Below are 18,303 nucleotides of genomic sequence, written 5' to 3'. Positions count from 1 at the left end.
TAAAAGAGGTATGAATGGAGAATAACTAACCACCCAGCTCCCTGACAATCAACTCCATATTATCGAATTGTTATCTCAAAAGAATTCTTCAAAATTACTTTGGTACAAACTCACAGTCCGTCGTTTCTAGGTTACATACGCATTCATCGCACATTCCAACCTCATCCTGAAAGTGTATGTAAACCATTACCTTTTCCTGCACTACGATTGCCATTATCCATTCGCTTGCAACATTAAGTAACTGATACGCCTGATCTCATTGGGAAGGCAGGCTATTATTTAAACCATTGAAATGAATTTAGTAGTTAAAAGAATTGCATCCCTTATTATTAAACAGTGGCGGGGAGAATTGACGGTAGAAGAATCGATAGAACTGGAACAATGGGCTGGCGAAAACCAGCGTAACCGAGATTTGCTGCAACAGTTGACGCATGATGAAACCTTGCGCCAGGAGCTGATCAACTATTATGAAGCGGAAAATGCAAAAGAAGCCGTATGGAGAAAAATTGACCGTGCTACAACTGAAACCACACCTGTTATTCCTTTCCCTGTACAACATACAAAGCGGTACAGGTACCTGGCCGCTGCGGTAACTACAGCAGCGGTATTAACAACCGTAGCTTATTTCTGGTTGCAGAATAAACCCGGGCCCGCCACAAAACAGGTAGCGCAAACTGCCACCAACGATGTATTGCCCGGTGGTAATAAGGCCATCCTGAAACTCAGCGATGGAAAAACTATTGTACTGGATAATGCCCAAAACGGGTTATTGGCCGAACAGGGCGCCGTGCAGATAGAAAAGCAGGAAGGTGAGTTGAGCTATTCCTCCCCAACACCGGCAACAACCGTATCATATAACACCCTCGCCACACCGGCGGGCGGACAATTCCAGGTAAAATTGCCTGATGGCACACGGGTATGGCTGAATGCTTCTTCGTCCATTACATATCCTACTGCCTTCATTGGAAATGAGCGCAGGGTTACCATCACCGGTGAAGGGTATTTTGAAGTGGCGCACCATGCGGAAAAGCCATTCATTGTGAATGTGAACAATAAAGAAGAAGTGACCGTGCTGGGGACGCACTTTAATATTAACGCATACGATGATGAAAGCAGCATTCGAACTACGTTGTTGCAGGGCTCTGTGAAAGTAGGCAGCAGGCAATGGGCTGAGGGCAGAGGACAGAAGACAAAGCTAGAACAATCAGTCGTGCTGAAACCAGGAGAACAGGCTATTGCAATCGCAAACCCTCTCACTACTCACCACTCACCACTCACCATTGACCATTCACCAAACCTTGAACAGGTGATTGCCTGGAAAAATGGTGAGTTCCTGTTTGAAAGCGCCGACATCAGTACGCTGATGCGGCAGGTAGCCCGGTGGTACGATATAGAGGTCGTTTATCCTGAAGGAAAACCAACGGATAAATTCAGCGGGAAGATTGGACGGAATGTAAACCTGAGCCAGTTATTGAAGATCCTGGAGTATTCCGAAGTTAGGTTTGAACTGAAAGGCCGCACGCTAATTGTGAGAAACTGACCTATAGCCATAAAAAAAGCCGTCCCATGTTCGAGATGGGGCGGCCATGTTTGGTTGGGTCATTTTTAAATAAAAACTGTTGAGAACATTTCTATTTATCAAACCTAAAACGCAAATGTATGAAATTACGGACCTGGTGCATCCGTAGCGGTCAGATTTTGGCCAAACCTGTATTGGTATTTGCAGGATTTCTTGTTTTTTTAACGATTTTTAATCCGGCCATTATACAAGCCGAAAATGGCCGGGGCGGGATTACGATCCGGGATGAGAATGTATCCATTCAGAAAGTCTTTCAAAGCATCGAAAAGCAAAGCGGGTACCGTTTTTTTTACAATGAAACATTGCTGCAGGGAGCTGTCAAAGTTACCCTTAATCTGCAGAATGTAAGTCTGCAGGTGGCGCTGGACGCCTGTTTCCGTAATCAGCCATTGAGCTATGCTATAGTGGATAAAACGATCATTGTAAAAAGAAAGCAGCAGCAGTCTTCCGCACCTATCCCGACTGCCGTTTCTTTTTCTAACCCAGGTAAGGGTAAGCTCATTGCGGTAAGCGGTAAAGTAACCAGTAACAACCTTCCGGTAGCCGGCGCCAGTATCATGATCAAAGGCTCCGACAATGGCGCCAGTACCGACAAGGATGGGGTTTTTACGCTGGCTGAAGTGGATGAGGATGCTACTTTAATAATAAGCAGTGTAAGTCATGAAACGCGGGAAATTAAAGTGAATGGGCAGGGGTTTATAACAATTGATCTGGATCAGAAAGCCAGTGACCTTGATGAAGCGGTGGTGGTAGCGTATAATACCACAACCAAAAGGATGAATACCGGGGCGGTAACCGTGGTGAAAGGAGAGGATATTCAAAACCTGCCTAACAGATCGGTTGATAAATCCCTCCAGGGGCTTGTTCCTGGGTTATTGGTGACCAGTGGTACAGGACAGCCGGGTGGTGGATTGAGTAATTTTGTGCTAAGAGGGATATCTACAGCTGGCAATGTTGTAAACCCGCCGTCTGTAATAAGAAATCCGTTAATTGTTGTTGATGGTATTCCTGTTACACAGGATGCTTATCCATCTCAATCAAACTTTTCCCAGTCAGAAACTGCTGTTGTAAATCCAATGGCTCAGTTAAATCCTTCAGACATTGATAATATCTCCGTGTTAAAAGATGCGTCTGCTGTGGCCCTGTATGGCGCTAAAGCCAGTAATGGCGTTATTTTAATTACTACTAAAAAGGGGAAAGCGGGTAAAACAAGAATAAGTTTCCGGAGCCAGGCTGATGTTGCAAAAAGACTGAAGGGAAAAGTTGAAATGCTTAACCGGGATGAATACCTGGATCTTTTATTTGAAACGTACGCTAATTCCGGTTATACAAATCAGGATTCTATAAGATCTAAATTGTATAAACAATTTCCGGTTCAGGTTAATGGTACCGATACCAGTTTTTATCCATTTACCAATTGGGAAGATGAGCTTTTTGCAAAAACCGCTTCTACCTTAAGTAATGAGCTATCTGTATCCGGTGGAACTGACAAAACTAATTTCTATCTGAATTTAGAATATACGAAACAGGATGGCATAGTAAAAACAACTGGTTATGACCGCAAATCCATTCGTTTCAACTTCGAAAACCGCCCGGTTAACTGGTTAAAGCTGGGCGTGAATACCGCCTTGTCTTACAATATTCAGGATTTTAGTTCCTTAATAGGAGGAGATTATTATGCTATCGCATATTTAAATACACCATTGAACCCAAACCGCCTGAGTGATGGAAACTATTATTTAAACTTCTCAGATCCTTTTCTTGCTGCAAATCCGGCTGCCGTTCTACAGTATAATAAGAACCGTAATACCAGTTTTCGGGGACTGACCAAATTGTACGGGGAAGTAAGCTTTCTGAAACATTTTAAATTTAGCGCTGCCTTAGGTACCGACTTTATGTTTTTAGACGCGTATCAGAAATATGATCCACGTTTATATGATCCAACAACCGGCGCAACGCCAGGCGGTGCAACAGCAGGGCGTATTCAACAGCAAAACACCCGTAACTCAAACCTGATCACTACTAATATCCTGAACTATACCAGCACTCTTGGCGTCAAACATAGTATAAATGTGCTGGCAGGTCAGGAAGCTCAGATACTATACACTAAAAATTTAAGTGTAACGGGAACAGGATTTAGAAATGTTGATGAAACACAGGTTATAAATACTGCCACCAAATCTCCCAGTGATTTAGTATTGAAACAAACCCTGCTTTCTTATTTTGGCCAAACTAATTACGGGTATGATAATAAATATTTTTTAACAGCAAGCATAAGAACAGATGGCTCTTCCCTGTTCGGAACTCAGAATAGATTCAGGACCTTTTGGTCAACAGGTGCAGGCTGGGTGGCAACAGAAGAAAAATTTCTAAAAAGCAGCCAGTCCTGGTTGAGTTATTTAAAATTGCGGGGAAGCATCGGCGCTGCAGGTAATTCATTTGTTATAGACCAGGCAACACGCTTTCAGTTATTATCAAACTATACTTATTTAAATACTATAGGTCTTGCATCAACTTTTGGAACAGCCGGTAATCCTGGTATAAAACCCGAAAGAACTTTTAACTGGGATGCAGGTTTGGAAGTTCACTTTTGGAATAACAGGATCGGAGTAACAGCAGACGTGTATAAAAAGAAGACAAAGGATGTAATATATTCCATTGACCTGCCACTGGCTACCGGTTTCCAGAATGAAAGAAACAATTTGGGTGATATGGAAAACAAGGGAGTTGAGTTGTCGCTTTTTGCAGATATTATAAAATGCCGAAATTTTCAGTGGAGCATAAATGCTAACTGGAGCACCAATAAAAATGTACTGACAAAAGCCAATGTTCAACAATTTAGTTCTTCAGGTGTCTTACTCAACAAGGTTGGTAAGAATTTCAACTCTTTCTACATGCTTCGTTGGGCAGGAGTAAATCCGGATAATGGCAGCGCCCAATGGCTGGATTCTGCAGGTAATATCATCTCAACCTATTCGTCAGCTGCAAAAGACAAGGTATATGTTGGGAAACCGCAGCCGGATGGATTTGGGGCCATCACTCATAATATTACTTACAAAAATTTTCAGATCTCAGCCATTTTTTATTACCAGTATGGATTCCAGGTATATGATAATTCCGGGGTTAATTTAACAAACGACGGCAGCCTTGCCTTGCTTAACCAGGACAAACGTGCATTGGATCGTTGGCGGAAGCCAGGTGACGAAGCCTTAAATCCCAAGAGGTTTCTTAATAACACAAACCCTGCAAAACAATCTACCCGGTTTTTATTTAATGGAGATTATATCAGATTACAGACCCTTACTTTAGGATATACAATTCCGGTTCAGATCGCCCATCGCCTGAACCTGAATTCGGTCCGGGCATACGTTTCAGGATATAATATGGCTGTTTGGACCAAATATCCCGGCGGGGATATTTCAAATACCAATGCGGTTGGACAAAATGGCTTTTCCTATCCAAATCAAAAGTCCTGGTCATTCGGGTTGAACATAAATCTTTAACATACTCACTCAAATGATGTTATGAAAAATTATAAGCTATTATTTCTAAATATTTTTTTGTCGCTTCTTGCAATGTCCTGTAAAAAAGATTTTTTGGACGTAACAAATCCTGCTACCGTAACCAGAGAAGCTAATGTATATGACCTGAATACAACAAGCGCTTATTTAAATGGGGTATATGTCAATATTGCTAAAGATCTTTTTTCATTTGGGAGTATAACGGCATACCCGGAAATAATTGCCGACAATCTAAAACCGTCAGGCGCCAGTGTCCCTTATCTTTTTCCGGAATACAGCTGGTCACAATTATCCAGCAAAAACACTGTTGATGCAGCAAATTCTGAAAATGTAAATAAAATCTGGTTAAATGGTTACGGAATTATCCGCGCCTGCAATTTTGTGTTGGAAAAATCAGAAGAATACAGAAGCGAAAATTCCCAAAAGGCTGATAATATGAAAGCCCAGGCACTGGCAATCCGGGCTTATATAAATTTTCTTCTTGTAAATACATTTGCCCAGGCTTACAATTTTACGACAGATGCATCACATCCGGGCATACCTGTTGTCACCAGTTCAGACTGGGCCGCTCCAATTAGTGATCGCCAAACTGTAGCCGGGGTATACAATGCCATGATCGATGACCTGAATGCCGCCATTCCATTGTTTCAGGCAGGAACGCCCAGTGCGCTTACTATGAATAAAAATGCGGCAAAGGCCCTGCTGGCAAGAGTTTACCTGTTTAAGGGAGATTATACTGCTGCAAAAAATACGGCAAGAGAAGTTGGCGCAACTGTACCTATTATGCCGGCGTCCTCAACTGGTTACCCCTCGAAACTATTTACGACTACTGAAACGGAAGCTTTGTTTCAGTTGAGCCCATCCAACTCCAGTTCTACCACATTCAGTTCTGTATTCGTAGGGGCAACATTTGTTACTTATAATTATTATTTATCTACTGCCGATATGGCCTTATTGCTAAAGCAATATCCATCTGATATTCGTGCAGGCTGGGTTACCAGTAGTGGTACTACCTGGAAAGTAACCAAATATCCCCAGGGGGTTATAGCCAACTATACTATTCCTGCAGCCTCTTATTATCAAACTATAATCCGGTCTTCTGAAATGTACCTTACTGCTGCAGAAGCCTATGCTCAAATTAGTAATGAAGACAGTGCCAGGTATTATGTAAATCAAATAAGATCAAGAGCAACGCTGCCTGCATTGCCCAATACAGTAACCGGTGCTTCGTTGCTGGACTCTATTTATACCGAGCGCAGAAGAGAATTATGTTTTGAAGGGCTCCGGATGTTCGATCTGTTACGTTGGAAGAAGGGTGTAAGCAGGGTAGACGTATGGGGGAATAATAAAAGCCTGCCTTATCCAAGCAACAAGGCGATTGCTCCTTTACCCCAACAGGATGTTGAAGGATATCAGCTTACGCAGAACCTGGATTATTAGTTATCAGTTGTTAAGTCTTTAACTTGAAAAAATTGACATGAATAAGAAGAAATTATTGTTGACGCTCGCTGTCTTGGGCTTTACCAAATTAGGTTTATCTTTTCCGCAACCGAAAAAAACTATGATAGTTTCTGATGCGCCTCCGACAAATCAGAGTAGTTATTATGATTATTATAAACAACAACATATTGATTTTAGTGATTCGTTAGGGATATGGGTATATAAGTTTGACACAACAACCCTGCGGAATTCGGAATCATTTATAAAAGAAAAGATTGACAACAAACAGGTGAAATGGCTGGTAAATATAGGAGAGCCAGGATTGATACGTTTGCCATTTCTAAGACAGTCGATCTTTATTAATGCAGGTGACAGTCTCCGGATCAATTTTGTGAATAACCAGCCTGTAATTACAGGTAAAGGGATGGAGTCTTTTAACCTGCAGCTTTCCATTTTTCAATACCAGAATGATATTCTAAAACACTTGTCACACTATGTAAAGATTAAATCTGTTCAGGACTTTACAGACTGGGAAAAGTATTCTGATGACAAACTGGAATTTATTCTCCGGCAGCTCGATTTATATAAAAGTAAAATACCTGCGGTAATGTATGAGCTGATCAAAAACAGGGCAATAAAGGAGGTCGAATTTCAAAGAACCGAAGCTTATCTGGTATTGAATGATTATCGTGTTAAAAATGCAGACTGTAGGTTGACTGTAAGTGATATGAAAAATATTGCAGATAGTACCCTGAATAAACCCTGGGCAAAATGGTTACGGAATCAGGCCGATTATATCGGCGATAATGAGACCTGGTATTTTTACCAGTATGCCAGGGTACAGGTTTTTAATAAAGTGGGATGGAATTGGGAAGCTGATAATTTCAATACCGGCGCCAAAAGAAACCTTCTTTACTACCAGGAGATCAAAACCCTGTATACCGGTTTGTTAAGGGAAAGGTTATTGCAATTTATACTGGCCGAAGAAATAATTAAAGATTTGGGTTATTTACATCCTTTAACAAAAGTATTGTTGCGGGATTATTATAACCAACCAGGCTTTCGGGATTATAAACTTTGGATGCGGAACTTTGAAAAAACGGCGGCTGTTAAATATAACTTCAAAGACGAATACGAAGTAATTGCATTGGATTTCAGGTTAAAGGATATTAATGGCAACGTGTATTCTATTCAAAATTTTAGAAATAAAATTACTTTACTAAATTTCTGGGATAACCGTTATCCCAGCGGTTGTGATTCAATGGCCCTGGCTTTGCAGCGGGTGCGGCAAAGTTTCAAAGGTGATACCAATGTTGCTTTTGTAAATGTATTTACTGATGCTGATAAGGATAAATGGCTGAAGGCAATAAAGCAAAAGGAAAAATTTGAGTTGGGAATACTGAACCTCACTACAGGCAGTACAAATAACGACATGCTTGAAGATTATGGTATTAATTCCTGTCCAGATGTTGTTTTACTGGGAGTGAGCGGAGAGATAGCTGAACACCCTGTTCCTGATCCACGTTCAGATAATGGTACAAGCCTGATAAATCTTATAAGAACAAAACTGGCTCAGCTCAATGATGGTCCTTATCTATTCTATAAAGGTGATACCCTGCAAATGGATTACATTATTAGATCATTGCCGGTAACAGAAAGCAGCGTTAAGAATAAATCAATTACATTTCAGGTAAGCACTGATCAATATCCAAATACATTTTCAGTAACATTAAAATCGTCCCTGCAAAACGAACCGGCCATTTATCCTCAGCCAGAAAAACAATTAGTGCTTTCTGATATTGAAGGCAATTTTGATGCCTTTCGTAAATTATTACAGGCAAATGGGGTTATCGATGAACAGTATAATTGGACATTTGGTAAGGGGCATTTGATTTTCATAGGAGATATGTTCGACCGTGGACAACAGGTTACTGAGTGTCTTTGGCTAACATATGCATTGGAAGATAAAGCCCGGGCCGCCGGAGGATATGTGCATTTTATATTGGGCAATCATGAAATACTTAACCTGTCCAACGATCAACGATACGTTCAGGAAAAATACAAACACAATATTATACTGTTGAAGTTAAAGTATAAAGATCTGTTTACCGGCGATACAGAATTGGGCCGCTGGCTACGGACTAAAAACATAATGGAAAAGATTGGAGATGTGCTTTATTTGCATGCGGGTGTTGCGAGGGAAGTAAATCAACTTGATTTGTCATTACAGCAAATAAATGATAAAGTACGTCCACACCTGGATAACCGGGATGAATTTAAAACAAATAACAGCCAGCCGCAGCTAATGGCGCTTTTTAACGGCAAAACATCGCCTTTCTGGTACCGTGGGTACTATAAAGGCCGCGACCAGGAAAGCATTATTGACAGCACATTGCGAAAGTTTCAGGTATCACATATTATAACCGGTCATACTATAGTGGCAGACACCATTAGTGTTCATTATGGGGGTAAGGTTATTAATACCGACGTTCACCATGCTGAGGGTAAATCTGAGGCATTGCTGATTGAACATGACAGGTTTTTCCGTTTAGGTAGGTCAGGCGTGATAAAAGAATTGATAGCAAACGAACAACCAATTACAATGCAGTATACCAGGTGATTAAATAGCTGCTAAAAAGAAAGAAAATGCATCAGCCCGGGAAGGACTGATGCATTTTCTTTTTTCACTATACACGAATTAATATTCGGCTGCAATTGAACTGCAGTGGCTGGATATAATTTCGTAATGTCTTATGGCCGTAAGAAACACTTATTCATTCATTAACATTAAATTATTATTTATGCAAAAAGGATCAATTCAAAAGCTGTCCATTCTGGGTATTGTACTGATGGGAGCTTCAGCGGTAACTGCCTGGGTTATGCCAAAAGAGAAGCCCGCTTTCAAAGCTTCAGGTGCATTGCAGAACTCTGTTGGCGCAGGCGGTGTTCAGCAACAGACCTGTAAAGCTGGTTTGGCAAATTCCTGTGACTTTACTGCAACTGATAATGTTAACAGTTTTACCAGTGATGCTGAAAACGGAGCAGTTACAAGTGATGCCGGAGCTACTACAGTAGCAACACCAGGCAATACCGGTTTAAATACCCATAATGGTGACGGATTCCATGTAACAAGAGCCTAACATTTGAATAGAGGAATAACTTTTCGAAAGGAAAGTTATTCCTTTTGTTTAAATAGAGTGTAACCGAAATTTTAAGAAATTATAAAGTCCCGGCATGAAGAATATCATCCTGATACTTATGTATAGTATAATGATAATGCACTGGTCATGTATGAGTGTGGAATCGAATGCAGATACTGACAAAGGTGCTAACATCATAATCGATGGACAGCTTAATGCGAATGATTATAAAAAGTATTTATTTTTTTCACTTAATGATGTTGGTAAAATTGGCTGGATGCCACTGGAACAAATGGAACTAAAACCTGAATGGCAGGTGAATGAGGACAGGGACAATGATACTGATCAAAAAGTACACTGGGCCTTACATTCCGATAAACCAATACTAACAGAGTCTGCATTGTTAGGAAGTGGAGTGCTTATTAACCCGGGCGATAGTATTCATGTAGTGCTGGATAAAGATGGCTACCATTACACTGGCAAAGGCGCCGAAGCCTTGCAATTACAACACGAGATATTAAGAGCGCTGAAAAAAATAAAAAAACAACAACCTACAAAGGATTTCTTCATTATAAACTCCTTAAAAGACTATTTAAACTGGAAAAGTTACCTGGACACCTGTGAAGAAGTGTCAATGGCTATTCTTGAATCCTATAAAGAAAAGGTTTCCCCATTTATTTATGATTGGGTTAAGGTGCATACAATTGACAGAGTGGAGGAACAGCGCGCAGAGACATTTTTGAATTTTAATAGCATCCTGATGAAAAACAGTACATCCGGGTTAACACAGGGAGATATGAAGGCTATTTGCGACTCCACGCTTAACGGGAGTTTGGCTAAGTGGTTAAGGTCAAAAGAAGACTACGACGGAATGGTTACTTATTTCTATCAATATAACCGCATTCAGGTCTTAAAAAAATTCAACTTTGATTATGGAAATGACAGCCTGGGTGTAAGAGAGAAGCGTAACCTTTTTCAATATGATGCGGTAAAACAAAACTTCGCCGGACAGCTTCGCGAAAGATTGTTGCAATATATTGTTGCCCGTGATATAATATTAAAACTTGGTTTCGAAACTCCGGTTACCGATTCGATCTTAAAAGACTATTATAAACAGCCTGGGTTCCCTGAGTATAAGCAATGGGTGCACCATTATGAAGACAGTATGCGTGTGCGTTCAAAAAAATAGCAAGCTCCTTAAATCGTTTGTAAAGATGAGTTTCAAATAACCAGGCAATATGGCATGATTTAAGAAAATGGAAAACGATAAAAATGAGGAAAACAATAAATATTGCAGTTATTATTTTGTTTGTTTTTGCAGGCAGCCAGGCATGCCGGGAAAGGGATGCTACCATTGATAGTACCTACGTATTTATTCCACCGCAATACCATTCTGTGCAAATTGCCAGCAAACCAGATACGATTTCAATACCCTTGAATGATAGTACTTTTAATGCTATTAAGTCGGTAAATGTATTTTCACAAAACGGAAAGGAATACTTAGCTTTTTTTGATCAGCGTTCCGGGTCATTGAATATTTATACGCTTCGATTTCCGCAACCCATAAAAAGGATCCCGGTTAAAGAATGGCTGCATCATTCACTGTACAAAACAACGGTTTATGTTAAAAGCTTTGACAGTGTTTTTGTATTTAATCAAAATAAGCTGTACCTGCTGAATAGTGTGGGTAAGATCAAAAAATCAGTTGAGTTTGTTGAAAAGCCTGATAATGCCTTTGCTTTATTCGATAACAATAACCCGCCCGTTTTTAAAGGAAATCATTTATTTGCGGGAGTAAGGCCCTATGTTAAAGAAACCTCCCTGGATGATTTGAAAAAATGGAAGGTGTTATATGCCTTTGACCTGCATAACAAAAAGGCATCCCTGCATTATCACCTGCCGGAATTATACCAGAAAAATATTTTTGGATATAGTTTTTTAGATTACAGCTATTGCTATAATAACCATGGCCGTTTTGTTTTCAGCTTTGCGGCAGACACCTGCATTTATGAAACGAACCTGGCAGATTTTCACGCTGCTTATTTTGCCAAAAGCCAGTACCAGGATGCCCCCATTACCCCCGTTTCAAAAGAAGAACTCTCAACAGGTGAAAAACAACTAGAGAATTATATAACAAAGGATTCATATGGTCCTGTTTATTTTGACCCTTATAAAAATAGATACTTACGTGTAGTCAAAAGTAAAATAAGCGAGGCCGAGTATAAGGCCAAAAAACTGGATAGAACTCAACGGTTACTCATTTTTAATGAAAATTTTAAAATTATAGGTGAATCTGAAATAGATAAAACCATTTGGCTCAATACTTTATTTTTTACAAAGGAGGGTGGCATCTATGCCCAAACGAAAGCAGGAGATGAATTTGCCTTGCATTTTATCCGACTGGCATATAGTGATGACAGCTCCTATTCAATTAATCAATTGGCACAAAATGAGAACATCATCAAATAACCTTCCCGGGAAGAGTGGTTACTATATAGTTGTTTTTATACTGTCAGTATTGGCGATCCATTGCAAATCCGGGGATAAAAAAAACAGCATTGAATTAATTGCAGATGACAGCCGGCAATCTGCAATTTTTAATAACCTTATGCAGCTAACCAGGTCTGCTGTTTCTAATAAAGAACAGGAAGACTCCCTGGCTTTCCTGATATTGCCGGTACAAGCCAGCTGTCCGGCATGCCGTAATAAAACCATTGACAGCATTGCGGAACATAAAAATGACTTACCCAATAATCATTTTATTATTATTTCTGCAAATGGCGGCTACAAATCCATCAGAGGGTATTTCCAGGAGAACAATAAAGTGATGCCTGAAACAGATAAGCTTTTATTAGATAGCACCAATGAGGCTCATAGGCTTTTGTTGTATGAGAACAAACCAACCATATACTATTCCAGTAGCCGGAAAGTATATAAAAAGGTCGCTGCCATTCCCCGAACAGTACGGGAAGACCTGAGGGAGTTTTTTTCTGGTCACCGAATGGCCCCTTGAAACAGCGTTGCAGCATATTAATGATAAATACCTGAATATTTGTAAATGCTTACAAAAGTTAATATACCTATGCTTGTTCCGGGTCTGGATGCAGATGGCAGGTATTACCACCTGCGGTTACAGGAACAATTGCGTAATGAAAGAAGCGTATATGATGCGCCTAAACAAATTTTTGTTTTGTCTGATATTGAAGGGAATTTCAAATCGCTGTTCCTGCTGTTGAGAAATTATAAAATAATAGATAAATACCTGAAATGGTCGTTTAAAGATAATCATTTGGTTATACTGGGAGACTGCTTTGACCGTGGTGAAGAAGTGATGGAGTGCCTCTGGCTGATCTATTCTTTGGAAGAAAGGGCCCAAAGGGATGGCGGGCATGTGCATTTTATTCTTGGCAATCATGAGATCATGAATATGAATGGCGATTGGCGTTATATACATCCCAAATATGCAATAACGCCATCAGGTTCCCGGCACCCGGCAACAGCATTGTATGATGGCAATAGTGAATTGTGGCGATGGTTACGTACTAAAAATATAATTGAACAAATAGGGGATATCCTGTTTGTTCATGGAGGGATATCAGAAGCGTTGTTGAAATTGAATTTGTCAGTTACGGAGATCAATGAGCTGGCCCGGCCATATTATACCAGGGCTAATGAGCTGTTTACTGATCCTGCCTTACATGCTATTTTAAACAGTGATGAGTCTCCCTTTTGGTACCGGGGTTATTACAGGGCGGCTGTTTCTGAAGGCCAGGTGGATACCATTCTGAAAAAGTTTGATGCAAAGATGATCATCACAGGTCATACAATAGTAGACAAGGTTACCTCATTTTTCAATGGGAAGATAATTAATGTAGATACTAATCATGCTGCAGGAGTTTCTGAAGCCCTTTTTATAAAAGGGAATAATTTTTATAGGGTTGATAAAGATGGAAAGCGCGAACGTTTAAAGTAGTTGATAAAGGACACTGTGCAGTACGTTTAAATTACACATAACCTGTATTTAAAGGCTGACCCAATTAAGCCGGCTATCCTTTAAATACAGGTTATATTGTAAAAATCGTCTGTTCTATTAGCTAGTTGAGAGAGGTTGTACTTAGATTTTGCCTTACTTCTTCTTCACCGAGGTGCACATAATCGGCAAACTCCCTTATTGACACATAATCTTTTTTCTTCCGCCCTAAAGATTCCCGGATGCTTTGGAGTAACCGTTGTGCAGTACGAATGTTTATACCAAGGATCTTGGTAATATCATTCGTGTGTATTACCAGCCGTTGGGTCAGGATCCTGGAAGAGGTAAACGATTTTTTTGCAGCTTTTTTCTTTTTACCGGCAGCTTTCTTTTTGGGGGCTGCTGTCTTTTTATTTACCAGATGAGTCCTTTTTGCAGCAATGCGTTTCTTTTTTGCCATGCTGTTCAATACATTTAATGGTTAAGCCAATAGTGGCAGTTGGCTTACTAATCGGAGCATTGTGTACATGACTTCCAAAGTACCAATTATTGGAAGTACAACTTAACTGACCGTGTAAATTAAAGGACTTTTTGAAATCAGGCAAATAAAAATGCATTCGGTCGGCTTAAACTGCTGTTATACTGCCCTGACACCAGTTTACTAGTGCCAGGTTCCAGGTAGTGGCCACGTGTACAAATTCATCGTCTATGCATTCAAAGGCCGTCAGGCCTAAATAGGTAATGCGGTTATTTTCTACTGTGCCGTAATATTCGTAATTCTCAGTGCGCAAAACAAACCCATTTTCAATGAAATCGCCGTGTGCCAGCCGGATATTACCTTTTTGGTTTACTGGAATGTGAGCGCAAAAAGCGTCAAAAGGGATATTTGAACCAATTTGGCCTGTAAGGCTACGTGTATGCATGTTTTTAAAACCCAATAGGGGATTAAACCCGTTTTCATCTGCTAAAATCGTGTCTATCAGGGCAAGTTCTTCCTGGATGAGTGGTAATGAACGAACTGGCATAAATTCCAGTTGCAACCAGTCGTCTGTAGTCATATTCAATGTAAACTGCTGGTAAAAAGGGGTAGGGGTTGTTAAAGGGCTATTGGCATGCCGGGTAGGCACGTTATGGCCTAATGGCGTATGCTGCAACTGATCCTTATCAAGTACGTGCAACGTCAGTTTTTTAAAAATGGAAATATCATCAGCGTTCACAGGATCAGCTTTTACAATACGCCATTCCTGCCCATCAATGGTGGTGGTAACAGGTTTGTTGAAAACAAGTGGTACCTGGCTGAGCGGGATTTTATATTTTCCTATTGGTTGTTTTGTAACGGCGTTAATATAAGTTACCGTTATCTTTTTAGGAAATAAGGTCATTGCCGCATCTAAAACTTTCGCGTAATTCATTTGTCGCTTTTCTGGTGAAATAAGGCTTATGACAGCAGTGGAAATCCAATTTTATCCGGATAACAATATCGTAATAAAAAGTGGATAACGCCACTGTTGCCGGTCATAAAATCTGGTGTGGGCTGATGTTCGTATTGCACCATCCAGTAAGGGCCAAATTCGTGGTGTTCTTTCTTCAAATGCATGATCACCTGGGCAATCCAGGCTGCTCTTTCATTCCATTCCTGTTCCTGAAATACCCGGCAAGCTTCCAGGTACACTTCTCCCAATCCGCTCAATCCCTGCAGCTGACTAAGATTGTTGTCCACTACCTGTTTGGGGTGGTTTAATAATGCACCGGTGGCAAATTGTTTATAACGCTGCTTATCAGTAAGGTTATCCGAACACGAATAAGCTTTTATAAAAGCGAGGGCGATTCCCGACGTGCCTTCGCTCCACCAGTGCATTAGTTCTTTATTTTTATCGGAGCGCCATTGTATCTTATTGCCCCGGTAAACAGCTCTTTTCATTAGCCATTGCAGGCCTGCTTCTGCGGATGCCTGCACCTCTTTGTTCTGATAACGCAGCGCGTATTCCAGCAGAAAATAAATAATACCCGATGCGCCGGTAGCAAATCCCTGTCGCTTTTTTACTTTGTCTTCTATTTCTTTATAGATCCACGACCCGTCGTTCAATTGATTTTTTAACAGGAATGCCACATACCGGTCTAACCGTTCTTTTATTAATTCAGCTGGTAAAAAATCACTGCATAGCAGATGGGCTATACCCTGACCGGCTATGCCATTCATAAACCCGGCATTTTGGTTATCCCGGTCAAGTAATTGATTGATCCATTCGAAATAAATTGTTTGGGCTTCTATTAAGCCGTCATTGATAGCATTTGCCAGTACGGCTGCAATGCCGGTAGCACCAAAATGTAAACTTGGGGATGCATCATCTATGCGCTGAATGTATTTGGTGTTTATAAGGTCTAATGCTTTTTGAACAGGGAGGTCTGAGGCTTGGGTATCGAACCCTGTTTTCTTTGCCCTGTTCAATAAGTACATTACACCCGTTGCCCCTTTACTGAAACTGGTATACCAAACCTTGTTGATCTTCCTTTTATCATTAAGGGGTTCAGTTTTATTGCTTTCGGCAAACCAACCTTTTTGGGGATCTGCCAACAGGGGAGAACCAATGGTTTCAATTGCCTGTTGTATCGTTTGATTGATTTGATCTTTTGTAAATACTACGGGATTTGTTATTGAGCGTTGCTGCTTTTGGCGCAAGTCGCCTTTGTATTGTACCAATTCATTATAAATCGTTGATAAGCCAGGGCGCTTTGGGGCATCAGGGTGCAAACATTGCACCACAATACGGGCGATTGTTTTATCAGGAATAAAAAAATGCACCTTTTCAACCAGGGCTTCCAGTGAAACGTCAATTAACTTTGTTGGTGAAATGCCCGTCCAAACCTGCAATAACAAAGCGCCGGCAGAAAATACATCCTCTTTGATCGTAGGCGTTTCTGTTCTTAGTTGTTCCGGCGACATAAATCCAAAAGTTCCCAGCTGAAATGGGGGCGACGGCGCCTGTTGTAGCAGGGAATAGCTAAGTTCCATATCTATCACTGCCACTTTCCCGTTGGGCATAATGATAAAATTGTTGGAAGTAGCATCGCGATGCACAACATGATGTTTATGCAGGGTGTTCAACAGGTCAATGATCTGTATTAAGTAATTTATAAAGGTGATTCCGGTACGCGTTCCTGTTATTAACCCGTCACGCAGTTCTCCATTCTTTTCCCGGCAGGCTTTAAAAAACGGCTTACCTTTTATGCTTTCTATTACAAGGTAATAATTGCCGTTTTCTTCAAAATGTCCCAACAGCCTGGGTATACGCACCTTGTCCTGCAATTCGGCATGTAACTGTTGTTGCCAGATCAGGCGGTCTTTTATGTCGCGGCCATGCTTGTCTTTTGTATCTCCGTAAGTTCCTTCCTTTATAACACAGAAGCCAAAATTGGTAAGGCTTTTTATATAAAAACATTTTACAACATCATTCTTTTGGCTTTCTTTGAGGCTTTTTACGATAATATAATTGTAGCCGATTCGTTTTCCGGCTTTTTTGACGGCTTTGCCTTTTACTTCGGTTTCTTCCGTTACACTCTGTGAAACGGTTTTAATAGTCTCCACTTTCATCCTGATAAAGTTTAATGAATTTGACCCTACACGGTCCAATGTTACCCTGATATTAAATATCGGCGGGTCCACTGCAGTATAACTGCAGTGGAGTATTAATTCTTGCCGCCATCATTAATCAGTCATTCAGCCCCCTTGAGTAATTCTCAAATAAAGGTTTTAGCTTACTTTTTGAAAAGAATGCAATCACGAAGAAGCCATCTTCTTCATAAAAATAGCTTTCGCGATAGCTGTCGAATTTTATCGGGCAGCCTAATCCCTTCATAAAGCTGATGTAATCGTAAATGCTTCTTTCAGATAGGTTTAATCGCTCTGCCAGTTGCGCTGGGGTGCCTGTACCCTTTATACGGATAAGGTGGTCCAGGCGCGAGAGCCGGTCAATGATATCTCGTTGCATATATCGGGTGATTTAAGTGGCGGTTGTTAATCGCCACGGGATAAGGAATCGATTTCCAGCGTTACGCATGGGCCGTAACATTGCCTTTTTGATTCTAAATAAGATTAACAGTGATTAATGAAGTGGTTTGGTTAAAGCAGGTAAGTAGGCAGGCGTTCGTCGCTTTTTTCGCTGCAGGTAAATACCCCAGGCTGAATTAACAATAAAGAAGCAGTTAAATATTATATGCGTGCTCCATGACATCTCTTCCAGCACGCCCCCGCAGGAGCAGGGTATGTCGCTGCCGGAAAGCAGCATGGCCGCTATATAGATGGTGAATATTGACATTAATCCAAAGGACGCATACAGGCCAGCTGATCGTGTAGCAGGTATAACCAGTAACGCCACAATGAGATACTCAGTGGCAGGTACAGCCCATGCCAGTATATTGGCAAACGGAGCAATAAACGGTGATTCAGTAAGTCCAAATTGGAAATTATCGTAATCAAGCAATTTGGCAGTAGCTGCGTATACTAACAGGGTAATGTTCAATGTGCAAATGATACCCACGGCCACATTACTTTTTTTCATAGCATTGCAGTTCTTAATGTTGACGAATAAGGTTTATCATCCCTGCCTTTCGACAGGAAAGATTGCTACAAAATTTTCTACCTTAAATACTTAT

Annotated in this window: 14 protein-coding genes; 9 read left to right on the top strand and 5 right to left on the bottom strand. The window is 40.7% G+C overall.

What is annotated here, in order from left to right; translation table 11 throughout:
- Positions 1–292: 292 nt before the first annotated feature.
- The 9 genes from NIAKO_RS13305 to NIAKO_RS13265 all read left to right on the top strand — a co-directional run bounded on the left by NIAKO_RS13305 (position 293) and on the right by NIAKO_RS13265 (position 13,653).
- On the top strand, positions 293–1,540 hold the full coding sequence (locus NIAKO_RS13305) for a FecR family protein (protein ID WP_014218955.1): 1,248 nt from the start codon (positions 293–295) through the stop codon (positions 1,538–1,540).
- Positions 1,541–1,659: 119 nt separating this feature from the next.
- The gene (locus NIAKO_RS13300) at positions 1,660–5,082 is read left to right on the top strand and encodes a TonB-dependent receptor (RefSeq protein ID WP_014218954.1); all 3,423 of its coding nucleotides are present in this window, start codon (positions 1,660–1,662) and stop codon (positions 5,080–5,082) included.
- Between the two features lie 93 nt (positions 5,083–5,175).
- Positions 5,176–6,540 carry a RagB/SusD family nutrient uptake outer membrane protein gene (locus tag NIAKO_RS13295; RefSeq protein ID WP_165761305.1) on the top strand — a complete coding sequence of 455 codons (1,365 nt, stop codon included), beginning with the start codon at positions 5,176–5,178 and terminating at the stop codon, positions 6,538–6,540.
- A gap of 121 nt (positions 6,541–6,661) precedes the next feature.
- A complete protein-coding gene (locus NIAKO_RS36680) occupies positions 6,662–9,160 on the top strand; it encodes a metallophosphoesterase (protein WP_165761304.1) in 2,499 nt (832 codons plus the stop codon).
- Between the two features lie 181 nt (positions 9,161–9,341).
- Positions 9,342–9,680 (top strand): hypothetical protein, encoded by a 339-nt coding sequence (locus NIAKO_RS13285; protein ID WP_014218951.1) that lies wholly within the window; start codon positions 9,342–9,344, stop codon positions 9,678–9,680.
- Positions 9,681–9,774: 94 nt separating this feature from the next.
- Positions 9,775–10,869, top strand: coding sequence for a hypothetical protein (locus tag NIAKO_RS13280; RefSeq protein ID WP_014218950.1), 1,095 nt, complete (start codon positions 9,775–9,777; stop codon positions 10,867–10,869).
- An 83-nt stretch (positions 10,870–10,952) separates the two neighbouring features.
- Positions 10,953–12,149 (top strand): DUF4221 family protein, encoded by a 1,197-nt coding sequence (locus NIAKO_RS13275; RefSeq protein WP_014218949.1) that lies wholly within the window; start codon positions 10,953–10,955, stop codon positions 12,147–12,149.
- Positions 12,130–12,693, top strand: a complete 564-nt coding sequence (locus tag NIAKO_RS13270; protein ID WP_014218948.1) for a hypothetical protein — start codon at positions 12,130–12,132, stop codon at positions 12,691–12,693. The genes NIAKO_RS13275 and NIAKO_RS13270 overlap by 20 nt, the downstream gene beginning before the upstream one ends.
- A 45-nt stretch (positions 12,694–12,738) precedes the next feature.
- Positions 12,739–13,653 (top strand): metallophosphoesterase, encoded by a 915-nt coding sequence (locus NIAKO_RS13265; RefSeq protein ID WP_081195973.1) that lies wholly within the window; start codon positions 12,739–12,741, stop codon positions 13,651–13,653.
- A 121-nt stretch (positions 13,654–13,774) separates the two neighbouring features.
- On the opposite strand, the gene NIAKO_RS13260 is transcribed toward NIAKO_RS13265, so the two are convergent.
- The 5 genes from NIAKO_RS13260 to NIAKO_RS13240 form a co-directional block, all read right to left on the bottom strand.
- Positions 13,775–14,110: a hypothetical protein gene (locus tag NIAKO_RS13260; RefSeq protein WP_014218946.1), complete on the bottom strand. Its 336-nt coding sequence runs from the start codon at positions 14,108–14,110 to the stop codon at positions 13,775–13,777.
- Between the two features lie 166 nt (positions 14,111–14,276).
- The gene (locus NIAKO_RS13255; protein WP_014218945.1) at positions 14,277–15,062 is read right to left on the bottom strand and encodes a hypothetical protein; all 786 of its coding nucleotides are present in this window, start codon (positions 15,060–15,062) and stop codon (positions 14,277–14,279) included.
- A gap of 26 nt (positions 15,063–15,088) precedes the next feature.
- The gene (locus NIAKO_RS13250) at positions 15,089–17,242 is read right to left on the bottom strand and encodes a protein kinase/lanthionine synthetase C family protein (protein WP_014218944.1); all 2,154 of its coding nucleotides are present in this window, start codon (positions 17,240–17,242) and stop codon (positions 15,089–15,091) included.
- 118 nt (positions 17,243–17,360) lie between these two features.
- Positions 17,361–17,639 (bottom strand): HTH domain-containing protein, encoded by a 279-nt coding sequence (locus NIAKO_RS13245; RefSeq protein ID WP_014218943.1) that lies wholly within the window; start codon positions 17,637–17,639, stop codon positions 17,361–17,363.
- Between the two features lie 114 nt (positions 17,640–17,753).
- Positions 17,754–18,209: a MauE/DoxX family redox-associated membrane protein gene (locus NIAKO_RS13240; protein WP_014218942.1), complete on the bottom strand. Its 456-nt coding sequence runs from the start codon at positions 18,207–18,209 to the stop codon at positions 17,754–17,756.
- Positions 18,210–18,303: the final 94 nt, after the last annotated feature.

Origin of the sequence: Niastella koreensis GR20-10 (assembly GCF_000246855.1) — a bacterium.
Lineage (GTDB): Bacteria > Bacteroidota > Bacteroidia > Chitinophagales > Chitinophagaceae > Niastella > Niastella koreensis.
Note: the sequence above shows the minus strand (reverse complement) of the source record. Positions and strands in the feature narration are given on the sequence as shown.

Excerpts from the sequence above, each read along its gene's own strand:
- NIAKO_RS13275 (WP_014218949.1), top strand. The coding sequence starts at position 10,953 with ATGAGGAAAACAATAAATATTGCAGTTATTATTTTGTTTGTTTTTGCA.
- NIAKO_RS36680 (WP_165761304.1), top strand. The coding sequence starts at position 6,662 with ATGATAGTTTCTGATGCGCCTCCGACAAATCAGAGTAGTTATTATGAT.
- NIAKO_RS13240 (WP_014218942.1), bottom strand. The coding sequence starts at position 18,209 with ATGAAAAAAAGTAATGTGGCCGTGGGTATCATTTGCACATTGAACATT.
- NIAKO_RS13260 (WP_014218946.1), bottom strand. The coding sequence starts at position 14,110 with ATGGCAAAAAAGAAACGCATTGCTGCAAAAAGGACTCATCTGGTAAAT.
- NIAKO_RS13280 (WP_014218950.1), top strand. The coding sequence starts at position 9,775 with ATGAAGAATATCATCCTGATACTTATGTATAGTATAATGATAATGCAC.
- NIAKO_RS13250 (WP_014218944.1), bottom strand. The coding sequence starts at position 17,242 with ATGAAAGTGGAGACTATTAAAACCGTTTCACAGAGTGTAACGGAAGAA.
- NIAKO_RS13305 (WP_014218955.1), top strand. The coding sequence starts at position 293 with ATGAATTTAGTAGTTAAAAGAATTGCATCCCTTATTATTAAACAGTGG.
- NIAKO_RS13245 (WP_014218943.1), bottom strand. The coding sequence starts at position 17,639 with ATGCAACGAGATATCATTGACCGGCTCTCGCGCCTGGACCACCTTATC.
- NIAKO_RS13300 (WP_014218954.1), top strand. The coding sequence starts at position 1,660 with ATGAAATTACGGACCTGGTGCATCCGTAGCGGTCAGATTTTGGCCAAA.
- NIAKO_RS13285 (WP_014218951.1), top strand. The coding sequence starts at position 9,342 with ATGCAAAAAGGATCAATTCAAAAGCTGTCCATTCTGGGTATTGTACTG.
- NIAKO_RS13270 (WP_014218948.1), top strand. The coding sequence starts at position 12,130 with ATGAGAACATCATCAAATAACCTTCCCGGGAAGAGTGGTTACTATATA.
- NIAKO_RS13255 (WP_014218945.1), bottom strand. The coding sequence starts at position 15,062 with ATGAATTACGCGAAAGTTTTAGATGCGGCAATGACCTTATTTCCTAAA.
- NIAKO_RS13265 (WP_081195973.1), top strand. The coding sequence starts at position 12,739 with ATGCTTACAAAAGTTAATATACCTATGCTTGTTCCGGGTCTGGATGCA.